At 69.3% G+C, this 22,433-nt stretch carries 18 protein-coding genes and 3 rRNA genes; 14 read left to right on the top strand and 7 right to left on the bottom strand.

The window, feature by feature from the left end:
- Positions 1 to 153: 153 nt before the first annotated feature.
- The 3 genes from trpS to AC0OLQ_RS35035 all read right to left on the bottom strand — a co-directional run bounded on the left by trpS (position 154) and on the right by AC0OLQ_RS35035 (position 1,995).
- Positions 154 to 1,212 carry a tryptophan--tRNA ligase gene (gene trpS / locus AC0OLQ_RS35045; protein WP_484529681.1) on the bottom strand — a complete coding sequence of 353 codons (1,059 nt, stop codon included), beginning with the start codon at positions 1,210 to 1,212 and terminating at the stop codon, positions 154 to 156.
- An 87-nt stretch (positions 1,213 to 1,299) separates the two neighbouring features.
- Positions 1,300 to 1,467 carry a hypothetical protein gene (locus tag AC0OLQ_RS35040; protein ID WP_167364291.1) on the bottom strand — a complete coding sequence of 56 codons (168 nt, stop codon included), beginning with the start codon at positions 1,465 to 1,467 and terminating at the stop codon, positions 1,300 to 1,302.
- Between the two features lie 84 nt (positions 1,468 to 1,551).
- On the bottom strand, positions 1,552 to 1,995 hold the full coding sequence (locus AC0OLQ_RS35035) for a PRC-barrel domain-containing protein (RefSeq protein ID WP_484532513.1): 444 nt from the start codon (positions 1,993 to 1,995) through the stop codon (positions 1,552 to 1,554).
- Positions 1,996 to 2,266: 271 nt separating this feature from the next.
- On the opposite strand from AC0OLQ_RS35035, the gene AC0OLQ_RS35030 reads away from it, so the two are divergent.
- From AC0OLQ_RS35030 to AC0OLQ_RS35000, 7 genes are all read left to right on the top strand, one after another.
- On the top strand, positions 2,267 to 2,737 hold the full coding sequence (locus tag AC0OLQ_RS35030) for a hypothetical protein (RefSeq protein WP_484529680.1): 471 nt from the start codon (positions 2,267 to 2,269) through the stop codon (positions 2,735 to 2,737).
- Between the two features lie 69 nt (positions 2,738 to 2,806).
- Entirely contained in the window at positions 2,807 to 3,367 is a 561-nt protein-coding gene (locus AC0OLQ_RS35025) for an alpha-ketoglutarate-dependent dioxygenase AlkB (RefSeq protein WP_484532512.1), read from the top strand.
- 41 nt (positions 3,368 to 3,408) lie between these two features.
- Positions 3,409 to 3,666 carry an SCO4848 family membrane protein gene (locus tag AC0OLQ_RS35020; RefSeq protein ID WP_484529679.1) on the top strand — a complete coding sequence of 86 codons (258 nt, stop codon included), beginning with the start codon at positions 3,409 to 3,411 and terminating at the stop codon, positions 3,664 to 3,666.
- Between the two features lie 802 nt (positions 3,667 to 4,468).
- Positions 4,469 to 5,983, top strand: a 16S ribosomal RNA gene (locus AC0OLQ_RS35015).
- A gap of 370 nt (positions 5,984 to 6,353) precedes the next feature.
- A 23S ribosomal RNA gene (locus tag AC0OLQ_RS35010) occupies positions 6,354 to 9,461 on the top strand.
- A gap of 74 nt (positions 9,462 to 9,535) precedes the next feature.
- Positions 9,536 to 9,652: ribosomal RNA gene (gene rrf, locus AC0OLQ_RS35005) — 5S ribosomal RNA — on the top strand.
- Together the 16S, 23S and 5S rRNA genes form the textbook arrangement of a ribosomal RNA operon.
- Before the next feature lie 248 nt (positions 9,653 to 9,900).
- Entirely contained in the window at positions 9,901 to 10,527 is a 627-nt protein-coding gene (locus tag AC0OLQ_RS35000; protein WP_484529678.1) for an NADPH-dependent F420 reductase, read from the top strand.
- 74 nt (positions 10,528 to 10,601) lie between these two features.
- On the opposite strand, the gene AC0OLQ_RS34995 is transcribed toward AC0OLQ_RS35000, so the two are convergent.
- Positions 10,602 to 12,419, bottom strand: coding sequence for a VanW family protein (locus AC0OLQ_RS34995; protein WP_484529677.1), 1,818 nt, complete (start codon positions 12,417 to 12,419; stop codon positions 10,602 to 10,604).
- Positions 12,420 to 12,614: 195 nt separating this feature from the next.
- Here AC0OLQ_RS34995 and nudC point away from each other — a divergent pair, with 195 nt between their 5' ends.
- The 3 genes from nudC (at position 12,615) to AC0OLQ_RS34980 (ending at position 16,226) form a co-directional block, all read left to right on the top strand.
- Positions 12,615 to 13,538 (top strand): NAD(+) diphosphatase, encoded by a 924-nt coding sequence (gene nudC, locus AC0OLQ_RS34990; RefSeq protein WP_484529676.1) that lies wholly within the window; start codon positions 12,615 to 12,617, stop codon positions 13,536 to 13,538.
- A gap of 448 nt (positions 13,539 to 13,986) precedes the next feature.
- On the top strand, positions 13,987 to 14,541 hold the full coding sequence (locus AC0OLQ_RS34985; RefSeq protein WP_484532511.1) for a DUF6230 family protein: 555 nt from the start codon (positions 13,987 to 13,989) through the stop codon (positions 14,539 to 14,541).
- 80 nt (positions 14,542 to 14,621) lie between these two features.
- Positions 14,622 to 16,226 (top strand): DUF6114 domain-containing protein, encoded by a 1,605-nt coding sequence (locus tag AC0OLQ_RS34980; protein ID WP_484529675.1) that lies wholly within the window; start codon positions 14,622 to 14,624, stop codon positions 16,224 to 16,226.
- Between the two features lie 68 nt (positions 16,227 to 16,294).
- On the opposite strand, the gene AC0OLQ_RS34975 is transcribed toward AC0OLQ_RS34980, so the two are convergent.
- Positions 16,295 to 17,965, bottom strand: a complete 1,671-nt coding sequence (locus AC0OLQ_RS34975) for a DUF885 domain-containing protein (RefSeq protein WP_484529674.1) — start codon at positions 17,963 to 17,965, stop codon at positions 16,295 to 16,297.
- Positions 17,966 to 18,113: 148 nt separating this feature from the next.
- Between AC0OLQ_RS34975 and AC0OLQ_RS34970 the strand changes: the two genes are divergently transcribed.
- Positions 18,114 to 19,094, top strand: coding sequence for a DMT family transporter (locus AC0OLQ_RS34970; protein ID WP_357333896.1), 981 nt, complete (start codon positions 18,114 to 18,116; stop codon positions 19,092 to 19,094).
- 4 nt (positions 19,095 to 19,098) lie between these two features.
- Here the strand turns inward: AC0OLQ_RS34970 and AC0OLQ_RS34965 are convergent, their stop codons facing one another.
- Both AC0OLQ_RS34965 and AC0OLQ_RS34960 read right to left on the bottom strand, forming a co-directional pair.
- Positions 19,099 to 20,169, bottom strand: a complete 1,071-nt coding sequence (locus tag AC0OLQ_RS34965; protein ID WP_484529673.1) for a PHP domain-containing protein — start codon at positions 20,167 to 20,169, stop codon at positions 19,099 to 19,101.
- A 70-nt stretch (positions 20,170 to 20,239) separates the two neighbouring features.
- Positions 20,240 to 20,998 carry a M23 family metallopeptidase gene (locus AC0OLQ_RS34960; RefSeq protein WP_484529672.1) on the bottom strand — a complete coding sequence of 253 codons (759 nt, stop codon included), beginning with the start codon at positions 20,996 to 20,998 and terminating at the stop codon, positions 20,240 to 20,242.
- A gap of 209 nt (positions 20,999 to 21,207) precedes the next feature.
- Here AC0OLQ_RS34960 and AC0OLQ_RS34955 point away from each other — a divergent pair, with 209 nt between their 5' ends.
- The 3 genes from AC0OLQ_RS34955 to AC0OLQ_RS34945 all read left to right on the top strand — a co-directional run bounded on the left by AC0OLQ_RS34955 (position 21,208) and on the right by AC0OLQ_RS34945 (position 22,394).
- Positions 21,208 to 21,504, top strand: a complete 297-nt coding sequence (locus AC0OLQ_RS34955) for a hypothetical protein (RefSeq protein WP_484529671.1) — start codon at positions 21,208 to 21,210, stop codon at positions 21,502 to 21,504.
- 72 nt (positions 21,505 to 21,576) lie between these two features.
- Positions 21,577 to 21,747, top strand: coding sequence for a hypothetical protein (locus AC0OLQ_RS34950; RefSeq protein WP_357333902.1), 171 nt, complete (start codon positions 21,577 to 21,579; stop codon positions 21,745 to 21,747).
- Between the two features lie 119 nt (positions 21,748 to 21,866).
- On the top strand, positions 21,867 to 22,394 hold the full coding sequence (locus AC0OLQ_RS34945; RefSeq protein ID WP_484529670.1) for a tRNA adenosine deaminase-associated protein: 528 nt from the start codon (positions 21,867 to 21,869) through the stop codon (positions 22,392 to 22,394).
- Positions 22,395 to 22,433 lie beyond the last annotated feature (39 nt).

The following is a 22,433-nucleotide window of genomic DNA, read 5'->3' as shown; positions in this document are numbered from 1 at the left end:
GTCGCGGGACCGCCGGCGTCGCAGCGCGCCGAACAGGACGTCGGAGGACGCCGTCGGGAACGCGTGCGAGCTGGTCATGCGAGCAGCCTAGCGGGCCGGCCCGGGGGCGGCGCAAGGCCGTACCCGGGCCGGCCGGCCGGCGTACCCGGAATCTCAGGCCGGCGTGCCGACGGCCTTGCGGTAGCGCTCGGCCCGCCGCCGCACCTGGGTGTACGCGCTGGTCAGACCCATCGCCCGGCGGACCTCGACCAGGGTGCGGCGCACCTCGGCGCGGGTCCGCTCGGTGCCCTCGAAGATCAGCTCGTCGACCAGGCCGGGCTGCCCCTCGAACCGGGCCCGCCGCTCCCGGATCGGGTCGAGGAACCGGTTGAGCGCGCCCGCCAGTTCCTCCTTGACCTCGACGTCGCCGACCCGGCCGGCCCGGTAGCGCGCCTTGAGCTCGTCGACCTTCGGCCGGTCCGGGTGGAACACGTCGTGGTACGCGAAGACCGGGTTCCCCTCGACCGTGCCGGGCACGTCGGCCCGGACCCGGTTCGGGTCGGTGTACATCCCCATCACCTTGCGCCGCACGGTGGCCGGGTCGTCGGAGAGCGCGATGGCGTTCCCCTTGCTCTTGCTCATCTTCCCTGCGCCGTCGGTGCCGACCAGGGTGGGCGTCTCCGATATGATCATCTCCGGCACCGGGAAGACCTGGCCGTAGAGGTGGTTGAAGCGCCGGGCGATCTCCCGGGTCACCTCCACGTGCGCGGCGTTGTCCTTCCCCACCGGCACGACCTGCCCCTTCACGCAGAGGATGTCGGCGGCCTGGAGGACGGGATAGCCGAGCAGCCCGTAGGGCATCTCGTCCTTGCCGGCGTCCCGGCTCATCTCCTTGAGCGACGGGACCCGTTCCAGCCGGGGCACGGTGACCAGGTTCTGGAACAGGGTGTTCAGGTCGCCGACCTCGGGGATCGCCGACTGGAGGTAGAAGGTGGCCCGGTCCGGCTCGACGCCGGCGGCGAGGATGTCGGTGACCATCTCGCGGGCGTTGCGGGAGACCTGCTCGATGTCCTCGCGGCTGTTGCGCGTGGTGAGCATGTGCAGGTCGGCGATGATGAAGAAGCTTTCGTAGCGCTGGTGCAGCTTCACCCGGTTGGCGATGCTGCCGACGTAGTGGCCGAGGTGCAGCCGCCCGGTCGGGCGGTCACCAGTGAGCATCCGTGCTGCGGACATGGTCGTACGCCTCTCGTGCTGTTCGGTAAGGACGCGCGGGCGCGCGGAGAAGACCCGGGGTGTGCCCGGATCAGTGGGGTTGGCTCGTCAGTGCGAGCGCCGCCATCGCCCGCCGGCGCGGAACCGCAGCCCACCGGCACGGAGGACGTCGAGGATCTGCTCCCGACCGTCGTCGACACGGGCCGGGAGAACCGGAGCGGCAGCCGCCGGGAGACCGTCGAGGGTCTCCGGGGCGCAGGTGCTCGGCCGGACCATGCCTGACACGGTAGCCGGTCCATCGCTCTGTGCGCAGACCGGAACGCGCGACGGCCCTACCGCCCGCCGCGTGCTCCGCCCTGCTCAGTCCCGCCGGTAGCTCTCGGCGTAGTAGTTGCCGACCTGCTCGCGATACTCGACGCGGCGGAAGCCGTCCGGGTCGAAGGCCGGTGACTCCTTGACCTGTTGCCGGGTCCGGTCCACGTGCACGACGCGCTCCAGGTGGTCGACCCGGGCCACCGTGCCGGCCGGCAGCAGCACCTTCCGGCCGAAGATCCACGGCCCGGTGTCCACCACCAGGTAGCCGGCGCCGGCGTCCTCGCTCGCCTCGTCGATCGCGCCGATCCGGCCGTCGGTCGCCTCCACCCGGTAGCCGGTGAGGTCGATCGGGGTGCCGGGGCCGGGCGCGTCGGGGCCGTCGTCGGCGCCCGTCGACCGCTGCCGCGGCACGTCGTCCGGGCGGGTCTGCTCGTAGCCGCCGGCGAGTGCGGACGGGTCCCGCCAGGTCCACGGATTGAACGGCTGCATGGTGACCACCTCCGTGTCGTCCTGCTGGAACAGTGCCCTCCGATCGAATGCGGGAAACACGAATGCAATTTCAGTTTCATCCGGAAACGGTTCTGCGAGATACCTCATAATCGGTGTCCGCCGATGCGAAGCGCCGCTCCCGCCCAGGCGAGCGGCCGTTCCGCAGCCTGCTCGCACACCGGAACGCGGGCCGGAGTGTCCATCGCGCACATTCGTCCGGGCCCGCGACCACACCATTCTGGTCCCGTACCAGCCGGCACGAGGAAAGGGAATGCAGATGCAGCGGGTCATTCGACGAATCGGGATCGCGGTGGCCGGGGCGGCCGTCCTGGTGCCCGTGGCGGGCACCGGCGCGCAGGCCGCGGTGGTCAACCCGTACACCCCGGAGTCGCTCTGCGGTCCCGGCTTCGCCGCGGTCGACCAGGACCCGATCCACGACGCCGCCGGCGCGCGGCTCGGCACCGTTCACCTGCTGCGCAACCCCTTCACCGGATACGGCTGCACGGTCACCGTCAAGTCCGCGTACGTCGGCACGCTCACCGGGACCCGGGTCTACCTGGACCCGGAGTGGACCACCTTCGGCGTCGACGAGGGCAGCCGGCGCTACGCCGCCGGCCCGGTCCACCGGTACCTGGGCGCCGGCTGCGTCATCTGGGGCGGGTCGATGACCGACCCCGCCGGCGCGGTACACCACCACGACCGGGCGAACCCCGCGATCGGTGGGGCGGTCACCTGCTTCTGACCCCGTGCGGCGGCCCGGGTTCGCGCGGCGCGCGGCCCGGCCCGCCGTTAGGTTCGCCTGGTGGGCAGGATGCGGGGAATCCACGAGCGGCCGGCGGGGCTCACCTACCAGCCGGACCTGGTCGACGACGACGAGGAACGCTCCCTGCTCGCCACCCTCGACGCGCTCGACTTCCGCGAGGTCCGGATGCACGGGCAGATCGCCCGCCGCACCGTCCGGCACTTCGGATACGACTACGACTACGGCTCATTCCAGCTCACCGCCACCGAGGCCCTCCCGGTGGCGTTGCGCGGGGTCCGCGAGCGTTGCGCGGCGCTCGCCGGGGTCGACCCGGAGGCGCTCGCCCAGACCCTGGTCACCCGCTATCCGCCGTACTCCGTCATCGGCTGGCACCGCGACGCGCCCGCCTTCGGGCCGACCGTCGTCGGCCTGTCGCTGGGCTCCGCGTGCCTGTTGCGGTTCCAGCGGGGCAGCGGGGAGAACCGCCGGGTGTACGAGCTGGAGCTGGCCCCCCGCTCGGGCTATGTGCTGACCGGGGCGGCCCGGTCGACCTGGCAGCACAGCATTCCGCCGGTGCCGGCGCTGCGCTATTCGCTGACCTTCCGCATGCTCAGGTCCGCACACTCCTGACCGCGGCCCGGGCCGATACTTCGCTGGCATACTGGCCAGCCATGGTGCTGTCGCGTGGCTGGTCACTGTTCCTGGTCGGAGTCGGGGTCTGGACCTGGGTGATCTGGCCGAGGTTCGCGGTCGCCATCTGGAACGACCCGCGGGCGTGGTCGGCCGGCACGGTCGGCGAGGGCAGCCCGACCAGCTTCCTCTGGGTGCACGCGCTGCTCATCGCGGCGTCGCTGGCGATCGGCACGACCGCCGGGGTGCCCGGCGTCCGAGGCTGGCTCGCGGCCCGGCGCCGGACGACCACCGACTGAGCGCCACCCGACGCCGCCGCCTCGCGAACTGCGGGGACTTCGCCGCCGGCCGGGAATGCCGAGGCCACCTGGAGCGCTATGCCTCCTGCACGCGGGTGTCCGGCCGGACCGGACCGGGGAATCCCCGTCGTAGCATCGTTGAGCAGGGAAGATAGTCCTGCGGTGATGATGTGACGCGGGACGCCACCCCTGGATTTGACGATCAAACCCGAACCCGCGTAACTTTCTCTCTGCCAGCGCGGAACGGGGCAAACAGGACGAAGGTCCTGGGGCTCACGAGTCGGGAATGGCACCGGGTCCGAAGGGGTTGTGCCTTTCCACGGAGCCGGACCGGGCGGGGCCCGCCGAAACGCCGCAGGGCGGATTTGGCGGAGCGGAACCGACCGGGTAAGGTTGACGACCGGCAGGGCACCGGGCGAGCTAGCGGGAAACCGCAGCGGCCGGCCTGCCAAATCCGATGACCAAGCACAGCGGTTCGCCGCTGCGCGAGTTCAGCGGCGCCGACCCGTACGGAGCGTGACAGACCGGGACACACGGTTTGACACGGCAGAGACGGGAAGGTAACGTAGTAAAAGTGCCCGGCGCGAGAGCGGCGGGCGGTTGAACGAAATGCCCCGGATGGGGGTCCTGCTGGTGCGGGGTTTCCGGATGGTGTGTGGTTGTTCTTTGAGAACTCAACAGGGTGCTTGTTAAGCCAGTGCCAAATTGATTTATACCCCGGACTGGTCAGGCTTTTGGTTTGGCTGGTTGGGATTCCTTTGGCAACACTTTTGTTGTCAGGATGATTGTTCAACAAAGATTTTTGTTGGAGAGTTTGATCCTGGCTCAGGACGAACGCTGGCGGCGTGCTTAACACATGCAAGTCGAGCGGAAAGGCCCTTCGGGGTACTCGAGCGGCGAACGGGTGAGTAACACGTGAGCAACCTGCCCTAGGCTTTGGGATAACCCCGGGAAACCGGGGCTAATACCGAATATGACCTGGCCTCGCATGAGGCTTGGTGGAAAGTTTTTCGGCCTGGGATGGGCTCGCGGCCTATCAGCTTGTTGGTGGGGTGATGGCCTACCAAGGCGACGACGGGTAGCCGGCCTGAGAGGGCGACCGGCCACACTGGGACTGAGACACGGCCCAGACTCCTACGGGAGGCAGCAGTGGGGAATATTGCACAATGGGCGGAAGCCTGATGCAGCGACGCCGCGTGAGGGATGACGGCCTTCGGGTTGTAAACCTCTTTCAGCAGGGACGAAGCGTAAGTGACGGTACCTGCAGAAGAAGCGCCGGCCAACTACGTGCCAGCAGCCGCGGTAAGACGTAGGGCGCGAGCGTTGTCCGGATTTATTGGGCGTAAAGAGCTCGTAGGCGGCTTGTCGCGTCGACTGTGAAAACCCGCAGCTCAACTGCGGGCCTGCAGTCGATACGGGCAGGCTAGAGTTCGGTAGGGGAGACTGGAATTCCTGGTGTAGCGGTGAAATGCGCAGATATCAGGAGGAACACCGGTGGCGAAGGCGGGTCTCTGGGCCGATACTGACGCTGAGGAGCGAAAGCGTGGGGAGCGAACAGGATTAGATACCCTGGTAGTCCACGCTGTAAACGTTGGGCGCTAGGTGTGGGGGGCCTCTCCGGTTCCCTGTGCCGCAGCTAACGCATTAAGCGCCCCGCCTGGGGAGTACGGCCGCAAGGCTAAAACTCAAAGGAATTGACGGGGGCCCGCACAAGCGGCGGAGCATGCGGATTAATTCGATGCAACGCGAAGAACCTTACCTGGGTTTGACATGGCCGCAAAACCGGCAGAGATGTCGGGTCCTTCGGGGGCGGTCACAGGTGGTGCATGGCTGTCGTCAGCTCGTGTCGTGAGATGTTGGGTTAAGTCCCGCAACGAGCGCAACCCTCGTTCGATGTTGCCAGCGCGTTATGGCGGGGACTCATCGAAGACTGCCGGGGTCAACTCGGAGGAAGGTGGGGATGACGTCAAGTCATCATGCCCCTTATGTCCAGGGCTTCACGCATGCTACAATGGCCGGTACAATGGGCTGCGATACCGTGAGGTGGAGCGAATCCCAAAAAGCCGGTCTCAGTTCGGATCGGGGTCTGCAACTCGACCCCGTGAAGTCGGAGTCGCTAGTAATCGCAGATCAGCAACGCTGCGGTGAATACGTTCCCGGGCCTTGTACACACCGCCCGTCACGTCACGAAAGTCGGCAACACCCGAAGCCGGTGGCCCAACCCTTGTGGAGGGAGCCGTCGAAGGTGGGGCTGGCGATTGGGACGAAGTCGTAACAAGGTAGCCGTACCGGAAGGTGCGGCTGGATCACCTCCTTTCTAAGGAGCACCTTCACCCGAAAGGGTGTAAGGAGCCCGCGGCCCGCGAATGTCGGGTCGGGGTGCTCAATGGCGGAGACACTGGTTAGTCGGATGCCGGCAACGGTTACGGATGTCTAGTAGACGCCCTTCGGGGTGCAGGAACGACGGATGTGATGCGGCTGGGTTCGGCGTAAAGCACCCTGTTGGGTCCTGAAGGAACAACCATTGGTTGTCTTTCAGAGCCTTGAGCGGAGCGTGAGCTCCGTAGGCTGCCAGGCATGACCTGGCCTCGCATACCGCCGGCGGAATTGCCGGGCTGGTGTGGGGCGCATCAGGTTGTGGGTTGGTCGTTTGTTGAGAATTGCACAGTGGACGCGAGCATCTTTGTGGTCAAGTTGTCAAGGGCGAACGGTGGATGCCTTGGCACCAGGAGCCGATGAAGGACGTGGGAGGCCGCGATAGGCCTGGGGGAGCTGTCAACCAAGCTGTGATCCCAGGGTGTCCGAATGGGGAAACCCGGCACCAGTCATGTGGTGTCACCCACACCTGAACACATAGGGTGTGTGGAGGGAACGCGGGGAAGTGAAACATCTCAGTACCCGTAGGAAGAGAAAACAACAAGTGATTCCGTGAGTAGTGGCGAGCGAAAGCGGATCTAGGCTAAACCGGCTGCGTGTGATACCTGTCAGGGGTTGCGTGGTCGGGGTTGTGGGATCCCGCTGAGTGTACTGACATGCACTCGAGGAGTTACAAAGTTAGTGGCTAGTCGAACAGTCTGGAATGGCTGACCGTAGACGGTGATAGTCCGGTAGGTGAAAGTTGCTGACCTTCTGTGGGTGTTCCCGAGTAGCGGCGGACCCCTGAAATCTGCCGTGAATCTGCCAGGACCACCTGGTAAGCCTAAATACTTCCTGGTGACCGATAGCGGACGAGTACCGTGAGGGAATGGTGAAAAGTACCCCGGGAGGGGAGTGAAATAGTACCTGAAACCGTTCGCCTACAATCCGTCGGAGCCTTGCGGGGTGACGGCGTGCCTTTTGAAGAATGAGCCTGCGAGTTAGTGGCATGTGGCGAGGTTAACCCGTGTGGGGGAGCCGTAGCGAAAGCGAGTCTGAATAGGGCGCTGTAGTCGCATGCTCTAGACCCGAAGCGGAGTGATCTAGCCATGGGCAGGCTGAAGCGCGGGTAAGACCGCGTGGAGGGCCGAACCCACCAACGTTGAAAAGTTGGGGGATGACCTGTGGTTAGGGGTGAAAGGCCAATCAAACTCCGTGATAGCTGGTTCTCCCCGAAATGCATTTAGGTGCAGCGTCGCGTGTTTCTTGCCGGAGGTAGAGCACTGGATGGTCTAGGGGGCCCACAAGCTTACCGAAATCAGCCAAACTCCGAATGCCGGTAAGTGAGAGCGCGGCAGTGAGACTGCGGGGGATAAGCTTCGTAGTCGAGAGGGAAACAGCCCAGATCACCAGCTAAGGCCCCTAAGCGTGTGCTAAGTGGAAAAGGATGTGGGGTCGCATAGACAACCAGGAGGTTGGCTTAGAAGCAGCCACCCTTTAAAGAGTGCGTAATAGCTCACTGGTCAAGTGGTTCCGCGCCGACAATGTAGCGGGGCTCAAGCACACCGCCGAAGCTGTGGCATTCACATTTCAACCTCGCTGGGACTTGATTCCTTGTGCAGGTGTGTGGATGGGTAGGGGAGCGTCGTGCCGCGAGTGAAGCAACGGGGTGACCCAGTTGTGGACGCGGCACGAGTGAGAATGCAGGCATGAGTAGCGAAAGAAGGGTGAGAAACCCTTCCGCCGGATGACCAAGGGTTCCAGGGCCAGGCTAATCCGCCCTGGGTGAGTCGGGACCTAAGGCGAGGCCGAGAGGCGTAGTCGATGGACAACGGGTTGATATTCCCGTACCCGCGAAAGAGCGACCCTGACGAACCTCGTTGTGCTAACCACCCGAACCATCCAAAGTCTTCGGACTGCGGATGGGGAGCGTGGGAACCTGGCGGGTAGTAGTCAAGCGATGGGGTGACGCAGGAAGGTAGCTGAGCCCGGCCGGTGGTTGTGCCGGGGTAAGCGTGTAGGCCGTGCCGTAGGCAAATCCGCGGCGCATATAGGCTGAGACGTGATGCCGAGCCGATTCAGGTGAAGTCAGTGATCCTATGCTGCCGAGAAAAGCCTCTAGCGAGTTCTTAGCGGCCCGTACCCCAAACCGACACAGGTGGTCAGGTAGAGAATACCGAGGCGATCGGGCGAACTGTGGTTAAGGAACTCGGCAAATTGCCCCCGTAACTTAGGGAGAAGGGGGGCCGGAGACGTGAAGCCCCGCGCGGGTGGAGCGTTGTATGGCCGCAGAGAGCAGGGGGAAGCGACTGTTTACTAAAAACACAGGTCCATGCGAAGAAGTAATTCGATGTATATGGACTGACGCCTGCCCGGTGCTGGAACGTTAAGGGGACCTGTTAGCTCTTCGGGGCGAAGCGGAGAACTTAAGCGCCAGTAAACGGCGGTGGTAACTATAACCATCCTAAGGTAGCGAAATTCCTTGTCGGGTAAGTTCCGACCTGCACGAATGGCGTAACGACTTCCCCACTGTCTCAACCACAGGCCCGGCGAAATTGCATTACGAGTAAAGATGCTCGTTACGCGCGGCAGGACGGAAAGACCCCGGGACCTTTACTATAGCTTGACATTGGTATCCGAATTAGCTTGTGTAGGATAGGTGGGAGCCGGTGAACCATCAACGCCAGTTGGTGGGGAGGCAATCTTGAAATACCACTCTGGTTGATTTGGGTATCTAACTTCGGACCGTTATCCGGTTCAGGGACAGTGTCTGGTGGGTAGTTTAACTGGGGCGGTTGCCTCCTAAAGGGTAACGGAGGCGCCCAAAGGTTCCCTCAGCCTGGTTGGCAATCAGGTGTTGAGTGCAAGTGCACAAGGGAGCTTGACTGTGAGACTGACAGGTCGAGCAGGGACGAAAGTCGGGACTAGTGATCCGGCACTGGCATGTGGAAGCGGTGTCGCTCAACGGATAAAAGGTACCCCGGGGATAACAGGCTGATCTTCCCCAAGAGTCCATATCGACGGGATGGTTTGGCACCTCGATGTCGGCTCGTCGCATCCTGGGGCTGTAGCAGGTCCCAAGGGTTGGGCTGTTCGCCCATTAAAGCGGTACGCGAGCTGGGTTTAGAACGTCGTGAGACAGTTCGGTCCCTATCCGCCGTGCGCGTAGGATACTTGAGAAGGGCTGTCCCTAGTACGAGAGGACCGGGACGGACGAACCTCTGGTGTGCCAGTTGTCCCGCCAGGGGCACGGCTGGTTAGCTACGTTCGGAAGGGATAACCGCTGAAAGCATCTAAGCGGGAAGCTCGCTTCAAGATGAGGTATCCCACCCACTTTGTGGGGTAAGGCCCCCAGCTAGACGACTGGGTTGATAGGCCGGAAATGTAAGCCCGGTAACGGGTTCAGTTGACCGGTACTAATAGGCCGAGGACTTGACTACCAAGCTGCTACGCGTCCACTGTGCAACTCTGAACGAGCGAACAACCACGGGTTGTTTTGACATGTTCATAGAGTTACGGCGGTCATGGCGGAGGGGAAACGCCCGGTCACATTCCGAACCCGGAAGCTAAGCCCTCCAGCGCCGATGGTACTGCACTCGGGAGGGTGTGGGAGAGTAGGACACCGCCGGACAACCTTTCCAGTCAGGGCCACCCTTCGGGGTGGCCCTGACTGCGTTTGTGGCCCGCTTCGGTGAATCGCCCCGGGCACCCGGCCGCGTCTCGTACCGTCGGTGCGGGACCGCCCGCCTGCCCCGTCAGGCGGGTGGAAAACGTGACGTGTTGTACGCGTCGTCCGACGATCGGGGCGGACCGGTCCGGGTACCTGCTGATGGTTCGGCCGGAACTGACCGCCAGGCGCTGGCGGAGGCAGGAGTGGTCATGAAGATCGGAATCATCGGGTCGGGGCACATCGGAGGCACCCTCACCCGTCGGCTGCGCACGCTGGGCCACGACGTCGCGGTGGCCAACTCACGCGGGCCGCAGAGCCTGGCCGACCTTGCCGCGGAGACCGGCGCCAGGGCCGCCAGCCTGGAGGAGGCCGTCCAGGGCGCGGAGCTGGTCGTCATCGCCATCCCGCTCAGGGCCGTGCCGGAGCTGCCGGCGGCGCTCTTCGACGGCAAGCTGGTCGTCGACGCGGACAACTACTACCCCGAGCGGGACGGCGACATCCCCGAGCTGCTCGACCGCAGCCTCAGCTCCAGCCGCTGGACGGCGGACCATCTCAAGGGCGCCCGAGTCGTGAAGGTCTTCAACAACATCCAGGCCGCGTACCTGATGGACGGCGGGAAGCCGGCTGGCACGCGGGACCGGATCGCCCTCCCGGTGGCCGCGGACGACGCCGACGCCAAGCGGGTGGTCATGGAACTGGTGGACGAGCTGGGCTTCGACCCGGTGGACGCCGGCACGCTCGACGAGAGCTGGCGCCAGCAGCCGGGCACCCCCGTCTACGGCACCGACCGCGGCGCGGACGGCGTACGGCGCGGGCTGGCCGAGGCGCGGCCCTGAGGGCGTACGACAGCGGAAAGCCCCGCCGGTGACGTGGCCCGGCGGGGCTTTTCCGTGCGTGCGCTCAGCGGTCGTCAGGCGGGCGGCTCGGCGCAGATGAAGCGGGGCTCCGGGTCGTAACGCCAGCTGAACTTCTCCCGCTTCACCACCTTGCCGTCCTTCTTGATGACCCGGTAGGCGTCCTGGGCGAAGCCGACGCTGCCCGCGGCGGAGATGCAGTCCGGGCCGGGATCCAGGTAGACCGTCCTCGGCTGGGTGATGTTCCGGCGCGGGCCGTACTCGGTCTTGACGCTGTCGTAGATCTTGGTGCTCCACATCGAGACGGTGATCGTGCTGGACGTGTAGGACGTGTCGATGAGGACGCCGTACGGCGTGTTGTTGCGGAATTTGAAGTCGAGCTGAGGCCAGTAGATGGTCGACTCGATCACTGCGGGGTAGCGGCTGAAGTAGAACGAGTGCGGCTTGTGCTCGACGTCCTCCAGCCCGGCGTAGTAGCTGGCGTTGAAGAGCGTCGTGGTGAACTGCGAGACGCCGCCGCCCACCCCCGGCACCAGCTTGCCGTTCACGATGGTCGGCGCGTCCTTGTAGCCCTGGTCGTAGCCGCGCTCGCCGGTGTGGCCGTTGAGCGAGAACGTCTCACCCGGCTGCACGATGGCGCCGTCCACGTCCTTGGCGGCCTGGACGATGTTCTGGCTGCGCGGCGAGGAGAGACCGCCGGGGAACCGGGTGGTGAAGGTGGAGACCCGCTCCTTGATGCCCAGCTCGGCGAGCTTGGCCTCGGTCAGTTCGGGCTCGGCCGGCTTCAGCGCCGCGGTTACCGTGCGGCCGTCCGCCTTCGGCAGGACCGCGAGCAGGTCCCGGCCGAGCGCCGCGGCGTCGACCTGCCGGCCGGCCCGGGCCGGCACCACCTTCGGCTTGCCGCCGCTGATGGTCAGCCCGGCGTCCTTCGGCGCGACCTCGAGCTTCGCCAGCCGGTCGCCCAGCGCGGCCCGCAGCCGCTTCACGTCGACGCGGGCGTTCAGCTTGCCGGCGTCGTCGGCCGAGAAGCGCAGCCCCCGGGCGATGGCGGCGGGCGGGATGGTGACCGAGCCGCCCTCGGTGGTCAGCGTGACGGGCGCCGCGACGGCCGGCCGGGCCAGCTCGGCGAGGAGCCGGTCGACCTCCTCGCGGCTGCTCGCCGGCCACTTCTCGACCAGCGGCACGGCGACCGGCGCGCCGGCCAGCCAGCCGGCCTTCACGGCGTGGGCCGCGCCGGCCGCGTCGACGGTCAGCGCCGGCTTCGGGTAGACCGGCTTCGGGGTGGTGCCGGTGAAGATGATGGCCGGCATGGTCATCTCGCGGCCCTGCGCGCCCATGGCCTGGCGCAGCGCGGCCTCCAGCCGGGCGGTGTCGACGGTCACCACCGGCTCGACCGTGCGGGAGCCCACGAGGCGGCTCACCGGGTGCGCGTCGGCGGCGGCCGCCGCCGCCACGGTGGCGTCCACGTCGATCGCGAGCCCGACGTCGGCCGGCTTGAGCTCGGCCGTCTTCTCTCCCACGGTGACGGTGACGGGGGCGTTCAGCGCCGCCGCGCGGCGCGCCAGCTCGGCGTGGAGCGCCCGGGCCGCCTCGGCCCGGCTCCGCCCGCCCAGCTCGGCGCCGAGCACGGTGGTGCCCCGGGGCACGTCACCGGCGTACGCGTAGGCGCCCACGCCGGTGCCGGCGGCCAGCACGGCGGCGACGATCCCGCCGGCGAGCAGCATCCGCCCGCGGCGGAACCGCCCCGGCTTCCCGGGACCGCCCGGTGTGGGTGCGGCGGCCGGATCCGGCTCGACGTCCGGCCAGCTCACCGCCGTCACCTTCACGGTCGGCCGGTCGTCGGCGGAAGGCACCTTTTCGCCGTACAGCGTCACAGCAACCTCGATCGGAAGTACCACGTGGGGACCGCTTCCCCCACGGGAGACACCTACGTTAACCAACGCCCGGGCCGGCCGGGAGTCACAGCTCCGGCGGCCGGCCGGGTGGCGCCGTCCGCCGTTCGCAGGTGTCGCCGTCATCACCTCGTGGCGGGGTGCCCACGCCGGTCCGGATCGTGGGACGGTGGCCGGGTGTGGACGGACGAGCGGACCCTGGCATACGGCGGTGGCTGGCTGGACCGGGCGGGGGCGCTGCGCGCCGACCCGGCGTGGACCGAGGCGCGGCTGACCGACCCGGAGACCGTGCTGCTGCCGCTGTGGCGGGACCGCTGCCTGGTCTCGGTCGACCGGGCGCCGGTGCGCCGCTCCGCGTCCGGGGCGGCCGGGCTGCGCGCCGCCGCCGACGAGATCGTGTTCCTCGGGCTGGACGCCGGCCGGGCGGTGTTCGCCGTGGACCTCTCCGGCCTGGGCGAGGCCGAGGCGCGCGAGCTGGCCGGCGCGGCCGAGGCGGTGGACGTGCGGGCCCTGGTGGGCGGGCTGGGGCCGGCTGAGGCGGCCGTCCAGGCGTACGCCAGGGGGTTGCTGCACTGGCACCGGGGTCAGCGGTTCTGCGGCGGCTGCGGGGCCGTGACGGTGGCCGGCGAGGGCGGCCATACCCGGTCCTGCACCGGCACCGCCTGCGGGCGGCTGCTCTTCCCCCGGATCGAACCGGCGGTCATCGTGCTGATCGAGGCGCCGGGCGAGCCCGAGCGGTGCCTGCTGGCCCGGCACCGTGGCGCGGCGGAGGACTCCTGGTCCACCCTGGCGGGCTTCGTGGAGGTCGGCGAGAGCCTGGAGGACGCGGTCCGCCGGGAGCTGGCCGAGGAGGCCGGGGTGACGGTGGTCGACGTGGCGTACCAGGGCTCGCAGGCCTGGCCGTTCCCGGCCGGGCTCATGGTCGGCTTCCGCGCGACGGCTTCCTCGACCGAGGTGCGGGTGGACGGCGAGGAGCTGGTGGAGGCGCGCTGGTTCACCCGGGCGGAGCTGCGGGCGCGGGTGGCGGCGGGACGCCCGCTGGGCCGGATCGACTCGATCGACCACCACCTGCTGTGGTCCTGGTTGGACGGCCGGAGCTGACCAGCCGCCGGACGGTCAGCCGGGTCGGCCGGACGGGTGAAGGGACCATCACCCTCAGCGGCTTGTCAGCTGTCCGTTACCGAACTGTGACGAAGGCCGGTGATCGCTACCACAGGTGAAACGTCTCTGCCTTCCTGTCGTAATAGGGCCGTTTTGCCCTGAGCCCGTTGCTGTCGGGATGTTAACCGTTGGTAACCGAGGGCGATCTTGATACCACGGTTGTGTTACCCGCCAGTAGCAAGGGACTTGTGAGGTCTGTCGCTTCGCGGGAGCATGCAATCCGCGTACCGCGCGGTCCGTCGGCACAACGGCCCCGCGTCGCCCCGCAGCTTTCCCCGTCCCGCGTCGCGTCCCGCGCCGGTGACGCACCCCTGTCGAGGAGGACCTCGTGAGTGAATCGGACAACCGTCAGGTGAGCGGCGGCACCCGCTGGCGTCGCTTCGCCGCAATGATGGTGCCCGCCACCGTCGTGGCCGGCGGCATCGTGCTGGGCATGGCCAACGGCGCCATCGCGGCCTCGTTCGCCGTCTCGGGCACCACCTTCAAGGTCGGCGCCTCGAAGCTGGAGGGCACCGGCTTCAAGCAGTACGGCGGCATGGTCGAGGAGAAGAGCAGCCACAGCCAGCACCCGGTGGCCGTCTCCGAGATCGCCGACGCCAAGCTCTACGACCTCTGCCAGTCGGTCAACGCCAGCATCCCGGGTGTGCCGATCGTGCTGACCATCAACGCCGGTGGCGGGGGCAAGCCGGCCACCGCCACCAACCTGCTGATCGACATGGACTCCCTCGAGGGCGACGCCAGGTTCGAGAACATCCAGATCGGTCGCGACGCCAACGAGCTCAACCCGACGAAGGGCCAGCCCGGCGGCTTCGGGCAGAGCGCCGACACGGTGACCATCACCGACCTGGAGCAGGTCGCCCGTTCCACCAGCGCGGGCGTCTTCACCCTGAACGGCCTGAAGCTGAAGGTCAACGTGGGCAAGGACGCCAAGGAATGCTTCTGATCTGATGTCGAGGCCCGCGGAGGGCGCCCTCCGCGGGCCTCGTCCTTGTCTCACGCCGTCAGCACTGCCAGGAGGAGTACGTGACAACCGCCGATACGCAGCAGGCCGGGCCCGGTCGGGCCGGCCAGGCGTGGCGCGACTTCCGCCGGTGGCGGCGGACGCGGCCGTTCTGGGGCGGGCTCTTCACCGCGCTGGCCGGCCTGGAGATCTTCGGCACCACGCAGATGAGCCTCAACGGCCTCACCTTCCAGATGGGGCCCACCGGCTTCCTGTCCTGGCTGATCCCGGTCATCCTCTTCGCCTGCGGCATGCTGCTCTGGTTCAGCCCGCAGCAGCGGATGTTCTACTCGGTGGTCGCCGCGGTCACCGCGCTCTACTCGATGATCGGGGTGAACCTCGGCGGCTTCTTCATCGGCCTACTGCTCGGTATGGTCGGCAGCGCCCTCGGCTTCGCCTGGGTGCCGCGGAAGCAGCCGGCCGAGGAGCCGGCCGACCCCGTGGAGCCGGCGGAGGAGGACGACGCGGCCGGGGAGCCGGAGCCGGCCCTGGTCGACGAACTGCTGCCCCGGCAGCGCGAGGACGAGACCACCGGCGTCCTCACCGACATCCTGCCCGAGCCGCGTAACCCGCTGCGCGAGGCCGCTCCGGTGGACCCGGCCGGCCCCGCCGACAGCACCCAGGTGCTGCCCGCCGTCGGGCCGGACACGCCGCGCGGCGGCGGGCACCGGGACCCCAGGGCGTACGCGATCCTGTTCGTGGTCGCCACCGTCTCCGCGGCCGGCCTGCTCGCGCTCCGCGGCCAGGAGCCGGCGATAGCCGCGCCGGCCGCCTGCCCGACCGCCACGGCCCCGGCCCCGCGCCCGAGCGCGTCCGCCTCGGCCTCGGCCTCGGCGTCCGCGTCGCCCAGCCCGAGCACCGCGCCGGCCGAGGAGCAGAAGGACTCGGACGGCAACCTGCTCACCGACATCGTCGACGGCATCACCGACCTGTTCACCGGGGGCGACGACGCCGAGCCCTCGCCCAGCCCGAGCACCTCGTCCGCCCCGGCCGCGGCCGCCGAGCCGGCGGCGACCGAGACCACCACCGGGGCCACCCCGACCGGGAGCGCCACGACCACCACCGAGCCGACGCCGAGCGGCAGCGCCACGACGAAGCCGGCCGACCCGCCGAAGCCGGACGCCGACTGCGACAGCCCGGCGCCGACCAAGCCGAAGCCGGTCGAGGCGGGCAAGCCGCTGCCGAAGCTGGCCGCCGACCCGGACCAGCCGATCGTCGCGGACCCGCCGTCCAAGCTCACCGGCTCCAAGGTGACCATGACCGGGCTGCGGTTCGAGGGGATCGTCGAGCTGCCCACCCATGACGGCATGCTCAAGTGCCTGAAGTTCACCATGGACAAGGCCGTGACGGACGACTTCACCCTCCTGGCCAGCGGCCCGGCCGGCAAGAAGCAGCGGTACGTCACCGACCGGCTGACGGTCGAGGGCGACGTCGCCTTCTACGCCACCCGCTTCGTCGGGCACCTGCTCGGCATCAAGATCACGCTCACCCCGGACCTTCCGTTCCCCGACGGCCTCCCGATCACCTCGCCGATCCCGATCACCTTCACCGACCCGGTGATGGATCTGGCCTACGAGAACTCCAAGACGCTCACCGCCCGGCCGGTGCTCAAGCTCGACCTGGCCTGACCCCGACGGCCAAGCGAAACGGCCGGGAGCCGGAGGATTCCCTCCGACCCCCGGCCGTCGTCGTTCGCTCAGAGCCGGGCCAGCGCCCGCCGCAGCGGGTCGAGCCCCAGCGAGCCCAGGTCGAGGGCCTGGCGGTGGAACTCCTTGAGGTCGAAGTCGGCGCCCTTGCGGGCCTTCACCTCCTCGCGGGCCTGGAGCCAGATCCGCTCGCCCACCTTGTACGAGGGGGCCTGCCCCGGCCAGCCCAGGTAGCGGTTCAGCTCGAAGCGCAGGTTCTCGTCCGGCACCCGGCAGTGCGCCCGCATGAACTCCCAGCCCAGCTCCGGCGTCCAGCGCTCGTCCGGGTGGAAGCCGAACGGGTTGTCCGCCGGGATCTCCAGCTCCAGGTGCATGCCGATGTCGACGATCACCCGGGCGGCCCGGAACGCCTGCCCGTCGAGCATGCCGAGCTTGTCGCCCGGGTCCTCCAGGTAGCCCAGCTCCTCCATCAGCCGCTCGGAGTAGAGCGCCCAGCCCTCACCGTGCCCGGAGACCCAGCAGAGCAGGCGCTGCCAGCGGTTGAGCAGGTCGGCCCGGACGGCGGTCTGGGCGACCTGGAGGTGGTGACCCGGCACGCCCTCGTGGTAGACCGTGGTCACCTCGCGCCAGGTGGAGAAGTCGGTGATGCCCTGCGGCACCGCCCACCACATCCGGCCCGGCCGCGAGAAGTCCTCGCTCGGCCCGGTGTAGTAGATGGCGCCGTCGCTGGTCGGGGCGAGGCAGCACTCGATCCGGCGGACCTGCTCCGGGATGTCGAAGTGGGTGCCGTGCAGCTCGCTGATCGCCTTGTCGGCGAGCGCCTGCATCCAGTCCCGGAACGCCTCCTTGCCCTGGATGGTCCGGGCCGGGTCCGCGTCGAGCGCGGCCACGGCCTCGTCGATGCTCGCGCCGGGGCCGACGATCCGGGCGGCCACCGCCCGCATCTCACCCTCCAGGCGGGCCAGCTCCGCGAAACCCCAGGCGTACGTCTCGTCGAGGTCGACCCGGGCGCCGAGGAAGTACTGCGAGGCCAGCTCGTAGCGCTCCCGGCCGGCGGCCTGCTTCTGCCGGCCCTGCGGGGCCAGCTCGGTGCGGAGGAACTGCCCGAACTCGGCGGTGGCCGCCGTCGCGGCGGCCGCACCCTTGCGCAGCTCCGCGCCGATCGCGCCCTCGGCGCCGAGCCGCTCGGCCAGGCCGTGGAAGAAGTTGTCGCCGTTCGGGTCGACCCAGATGTCGCACTGCTTGGCGACCTCGACCAGCTGCACCTGCGAGCTGACCCGGCCGGCCGCCGCCGCCTCGCGCAGCGTGCGCTTGTAGCCCTCCAGCGCTCCCGCGAAGCGGTTGAGCCGGGCCGCCACGTTCGCCTTGGCGTCGTCGCCCTCGGTCGGCATGAGGTCGAAGACCATGCGCAGCTCGTGCAGCCCGCTGGCGATCACGTTGACCTCGCTGCTGGTCTCGCCGGCCTCGTAGCGGGCGAGGTCCAGACCGAGGCGCTCCTGCATCGCCTCCTTGGCGGTCCGCTCCGCCTCCGAGTCCGGCTCGGTCACGTCGAGGTCGGCCAGGGTGCGCCGGGTCAGGTCGGCGCGGGCCGCGTATCCCTCGGGGGTGAGGTCGTCGAGCTGGTCGTCGTAGCCGGCGATGCCGACGTAGGTGGCGCCGGTCGGGCTCAGCGGAGCCCAGTCGGCCACGTAGCGGTTGGCGAGGTCATCGATTCGTCCCACGTTGCGACCCTACGTGACCGTGCCACCCCGTTGTCGACCGTCTTTGCCGTGGTCGTCTGCACCCGCTCGCACAGTGGTTGCTGTGGCGGTCGACACGGCGTCCGAATTTCGCGGGACTTCGTCGTACCCCTGCGGCAGAGTGTCAGGGGTGACAGCCGATATCACTCCTGACCGGGCCCCGGCCCGGAGCTGGCTGCCCGGGTTCCTCGCGCTCGGCGTGATCTGGGGTTCCAGCTTCCTCTTCATCAAGGTGGGAGTGGCCGAGCTGCACCCGCTGCACCTCACCCTCTACCGGGTGGCCACCGGCGCGGTGACGCTGCTGGTGGTGCTGGCCCTGCTGCGCGACCGGCTGCCCCGCGAGCCCCGGGTCTGGGCGCACCTGCTGGTGGTGGCCGCCTTCGGCGTCGCGCTGCCGTTCACCCTCTTCGGCTTCGGCGAGCAGCGGGTGGAGTCGATGCTCGCCGGCATCTGGAACGCCACCACGCCGCTGATCGTGCTGCCGCTGGCGGTGCTGGTGTTCCGCACCGAGCGGCTGACCGTGCGGCGCGCGGTCGGGCTGGGGCTGGGCTTCGCCGGCGTGCTGGTGGTCCTCGGCGTCTGGGAGGGCGTGGGCGGGTCGCACTTCACCGGCCAGCTCATGTGCCTCGGGGCCGCGGCCTGCTACGGGGTGGCCATCCCCTACCAGAAGAAGTTCATCGCCGGCAGTTCGTACTCCGGGCTGTCGCTGTCGGCGGCGCAGCTGCTGGTGGCGACCGCGCAGCTCGCGGTGGTCGCGCCGCTGGTGGCGGGCGCCCCGCCGGTGCCCACCGGGCTCTCCGCGAAGGTGGTGGCCTCCGTGCTGGCGCTCGGCGCGCTCGGCACCGGGCTGGCCTTCGTGATCAACCTGCGCAACATCCGGGTCGCCGGGGCGAGCACGGCCTCCACCGTCACCTACCTGATCCCCGTGTTCGCGGTGCTGGTCGGCGCGGTGGTGCTCGACGAGCGGATGAACTGGCACCAGCCGGTGGGCGCCCTGGTCGTGCTGCTCGGCGTGGCCGTCGCGCAGGGGATGCTCGGCCGGCGCCGGCCGGGTCCCGTGCCGGCCGTCGCTCCCGCGGCGCGGGCCGCCGAGCCGGCGGCCCAGGGCTGACCCCTCAGCGGCGGCCGGCGGTCCACTTCACCAGGCGGTCGGCCTTCCAGGTGTTGACCACCCGGTTCGCCGGTACGCCGCAGAGGGCGGCGCGTTCGCAGCCGAAGCGCTGCCAGTCGAGCTGACCGGGGGCGTGCGCGTCGGTGTTGATGGCGAACTTGCAGCCGGCCTCCAGGGCGCGGCGGATCAGCCGCTTCGGCGGGTCCTGACGCTCCGGCCGGGAGTTGATCTCGACGGCCACGTTGTGCTCCGCGCAGGCCGCGAAGACCGCGTCCGCGTCGAAGTCGCTCTCCTTGCGGGTACGCGCCCGGTGCCCCCGGTCGCCCGGGCCGGTCACTCCGGCCGGCCGGGAGGAGACCATCCGACCGGTGCAGTGGCCGAGGATGTCGAGGTGCGGGTTGGCGATCGCGGCAAGCATCCGGCGGGTCATCTTCGCCCGGTCGTCGTTGAGGCCGCTGTGCACCGAGCCGACCACCACGTCGAGCCGGGCCAGCAGCTCCTCGTCCTGGTCCAGCGACCCGTCGGCGAGGATGTCCACCTCGATGCCGGTGAGGATGCGGAAGCCCTTCGGCAGCGCCTCGTTCACCGCGGCCACATGGTCGAGCTGCTTGCGCAGCCGGTCCGCGGTGAGCCCCCGGGCCACCGTCAGCCGCGGCGAGTGGTCGGTGAGCACCACGTACTCGTGCCCCAGCTCGACCGCCGCCAGCGCCATCTCCTCGATCGGAGAGCCGCCGTCGGACCAGTCCGAGTGGGTGTGGCAGTCGCCGCGCAGCGCGTCCCGCAGCTTCGCCGCGGTCTCGCCCAGGTCGGTGCCCTCGGTGGCGACCAGGCGGCGCAGGTAGACCGGCTCCTCGCCGGCCAGTGACTCGACCACGCAGCGGGCGGTGACGTCACCGACCCCGGACAGCTCGGTGAGCTTGCCGCTGCGGGCCCGCTCGGCCACCTCGCCGGCCGGCAGGGCGCCGAGCGCCTTGGCCGCCGACCGGAACGCCCGGACCCGGTAGGTGGCCTCGTTCGCCCGCTCCAGCAGGAACGCGATCCGCCGCAGGTCGGCGATGGGATCCCGCGCAGTCATGCCCTGCAACCTACGCGCCCGCGCCGCCGGCCGCGCGGTGCTGTGCGGAGGTGTCGGGAGTGGACGCCGGTCAGCCGGCCGCGGCGGAGCCGCTCGGCGCCTTCGGGCAGCCGTGCCGACGCTGCCAGGCGGTCACCTCGGCGGCCGGCCCACGGTTGCCCCGCCCGCGCCACGAGTCGAGGTACTTCGCCGGCCAGACCACGCCCCGCCGGATCCACCAGTCGTCGTGGCCGGTGCACTTCGGGGAGAGCCCGAAGTGCAGGTGGCACACGTTGTTGGCGTTGCCGGTCCGGCCCACCTTGCCGAGCTGCTGACCGGCCCGGACGCGGACGCCCGCATCGACGCCGCCGGCGATCGCGCTCAGGTGCGACCCGTAGTAGCGGACCCCGTCGTCGCCGAGCAGCGAGACGGACAGCCCGCCGTTGTACGGCCCGAGCGGTCCCCGCCGGCTGAACCGGTCCACCCGGCTCACCTCCAGGATCACCCCGTCGGTGACCGCCACCACCGGCTCGCCGCAATCGGCGAAGATGTCCGTCCCCGGGTAGCCGGAGTGGGTCGGGTGGTAGTCGACGTTGCCGGCGCGGACCGGGAAGACGTGCCGCAGCTCGGCGCGGCTCGGTGCCGGCGTGGGCGTGGGCGGCGCGGCCGACACCGGGGCGGTCGGCTCGACCGGCTGCGCGCCGGTGGCCGGCGCGCTCGGGCTCTGCCACGAGTTGCCCGGCGCCGCCGTGGGGCGGTCGGCCGGGGCGCACCCGGCGGCCAGCGCCACCACGAGCAGCAGGACCGGGTACGCCGGACGCGCGCGGCGTCCGATCGATGGCGAGCGCATCCGGTCATCCTGACAGACCACTACCGTAGGGACGAACGCTGAGAGCGGTCCGTCCCGAACGGTAGCTCTGCGTGACCTCGGTACGTCTACGGTCCGTGAAGGGGGCAGCGGTGACGAACGGGTGGCACGGCGTACCCGGGAAGCCCGGTGCCGGTCCGGTGCGCCCGCTGCCGCGTACCCCGTCGGGGCTATTTCCGTCCGGGGCGCCGATGCGGCCGAGCTACCGCGAGCCGTACCCGGTGACCGGCGCAGGCGTGGCGGTCGGCGCGGTGACCGCCTTCGCCTGGCTGCTGCTGTTCGGCCTGCTCGGCCGGGATGTGCCCGGCTACGCCTGGTGGACGCTGTTCGCCGGGGGGCTGGCCTGGCTGGCCGCCGCGGTGCTGGTGCGCCACGGCGACCGGGGGATGGCCACCGGGGTGGCGATCGTCACCGCGGGTGGCTGGAGCATCGCCGCGGCGATCATCGCGGTGCGCTGGGGGCAGACCGGCAACTGGCCGCTCTGGTGACGCTGCGTGCCGGTCTCGCTGCGCAGTGAAGGCCACCTTGACGTACGCGCGGTGACGGTCCACGCTCGCGGTATGGCCTGGACCACCCCGCCGCGGCTCGACCCCGAGCGGAGCCGCCGCCGCCTGCAGCTCCTCGCCGAGTTGGCCGGTGCCCGCACGGTGCGCCAGCGCAAACGGCCGCAGCGGGCCCGCACCGAGCGCCTACGTGAGCTGATCGCCACCCGCCGGCGCATCGCCGGCTGACCGACTTTCTCCAGGAACGGCCGGCCCTTCGGGGCGTTGACCGGTCGCCTGCCGACCCGACCGGTTAACGTGCAACGCGTGACGAGTCGGCGTGCTGCCGAGGCCAACTTGGGGGGACCGTGTCGTACTTCGCTGCTGCCGTGGCGCGCGTCGAGGGCGCCTGGACCGCCGAAGAGGTGAACCTGCGGGGGGTCACCGACATCGAGGAGGTGGCCGACCGGCTGCGCGACGTCGAGCCGGACGCCGACCTCTCCCTGCTCTTCGTCGAGGCCGACGACACGTACCTGGTGATCCTTCGCCTGGACGAGGGGGAGGACCTGCGGGTCTTCGGCTCCGACTCGGCGTACGCGGAGGAGTCGCGGCTGGGCGCTCTGCTGGTCGGCGACCTGAAGACCTCGGTCACCGGGCTGGAGGACGCCGACGAGCCGCGGCCGGCCGCCGCCGGCGACGAGGAGACCGAGCAGCCGGCCGTCGACCCGGAGGCCGACCCAGTGGGCGACGCGGACATCCTCGCCGACCTGGGCATCCCGGCGCCGAAGCTGCTCGCCCTCTGCGGCCACGAGGGGATGATGCCGGCCGACGTCACCGCCGAGATCTGCCAGGTGCTCGGCTGCGGCGACGAGGTCGAGGAGCTGCGTGAGGTCTGAGCCGCCCGGGTCGGCGTGGACCGGCGGGGCGGAGCCGGC

The organism is Micromonospora sp. Utrum1 (assembly GCF_057197805.1).
The sequence above is the reverse complement of the archived record's forward strand: the minus strand, read 5'-3'. Positions and strand labels throughout refer to the sequence as shown.

Bases quoted from the DNA above. Each gene is read 5' to 3' on its own strand.
- AC0OLQ_RS34985 (WP_484532511.1), top strand. From the start codon at position 13,987: ATGATGGTGCCCGCCACCGTCGTGGCCGGCGGCATCGTGCTGGGCATG.
- AC0OLQ_RS35020 (WP_484529679.1), top strand. From the start codon at position 3,409: ATGGTGCTGTCGCGTGGCTGGTCACTGTTCCTGGTCGGAGTCGGGGTC.
- AC0OLQ_RS35030 (WP_484529680.1), top strand. From the start codon at position 2,267: ATGCAGATGCAGCGGGTCATTCGACGAATCGGGATCGCGGTGGCCGGG.
- AC0OLQ_RS35025 (WP_484532512.1), top strand. From the start codon at position 2,807: ATGCGGGGAATCCACGAGCGGCCGGCGGGGCTCACCTACCAGCCGGAC.
- AC0OLQ_RS34950 (WP_357333902.1), top strand. From the start codon at position 21,577: ATGGCCTGGACCACCCCGCCGCGGCTCGACCCCGAGCGGAGCCGCCGC.
- AC0OLQ_RS35040 (WP_167364291.1), bottom strand. From the start codon at position 1,467: ATGGTCCGGCCGAGCACCTGCGCCCCGGAGACCCTCGACGGTCTCCCG.
- AC0OLQ_RS35000 (WP_484529678.1), top strand. From the start codon at position 9,901: ATGAAGATCGGAATCATCGGGTCGGGGCACATCGGAGGCACCCTCACC.
- AC0OLQ_RS34955 (WP_484529671.1), top strand. From the start codon at position 21,208: ATGCGGCCGAGCTACCGCGAGCCGTACCCGGTGACCGGCGCAGGCGTG.
- AC0OLQ_RS35035 (WP_484532513.1), bottom strand. From the start codon at position 1,995: ATGCAGCCGTTCAATCCGTGGACCTGGCGGGACCCGTCCGCACTCGCC.
- AC0OLQ_RS34965 (WP_484529673.1), bottom strand. From the start codon at position 20,169: ATGACTGCGCGGGATCCCATCGCCGACCTGCGGCGGATCGCGTTCCTG.
- AC0OLQ_RS34960 (WP_484529672.1), bottom strand. From the start codon at position 20,998: ATGCGCTCGCCATCGATCGGACGCCGCGCGCGTCCGGCGTACCCGGTC.
- trpS (WP_484529681.1), bottom strand. From the start codon at position 1,212: ATGTCCGCAGCACGGATGCTCACTGGTGACCGCCCGACCGGGCGGCTG.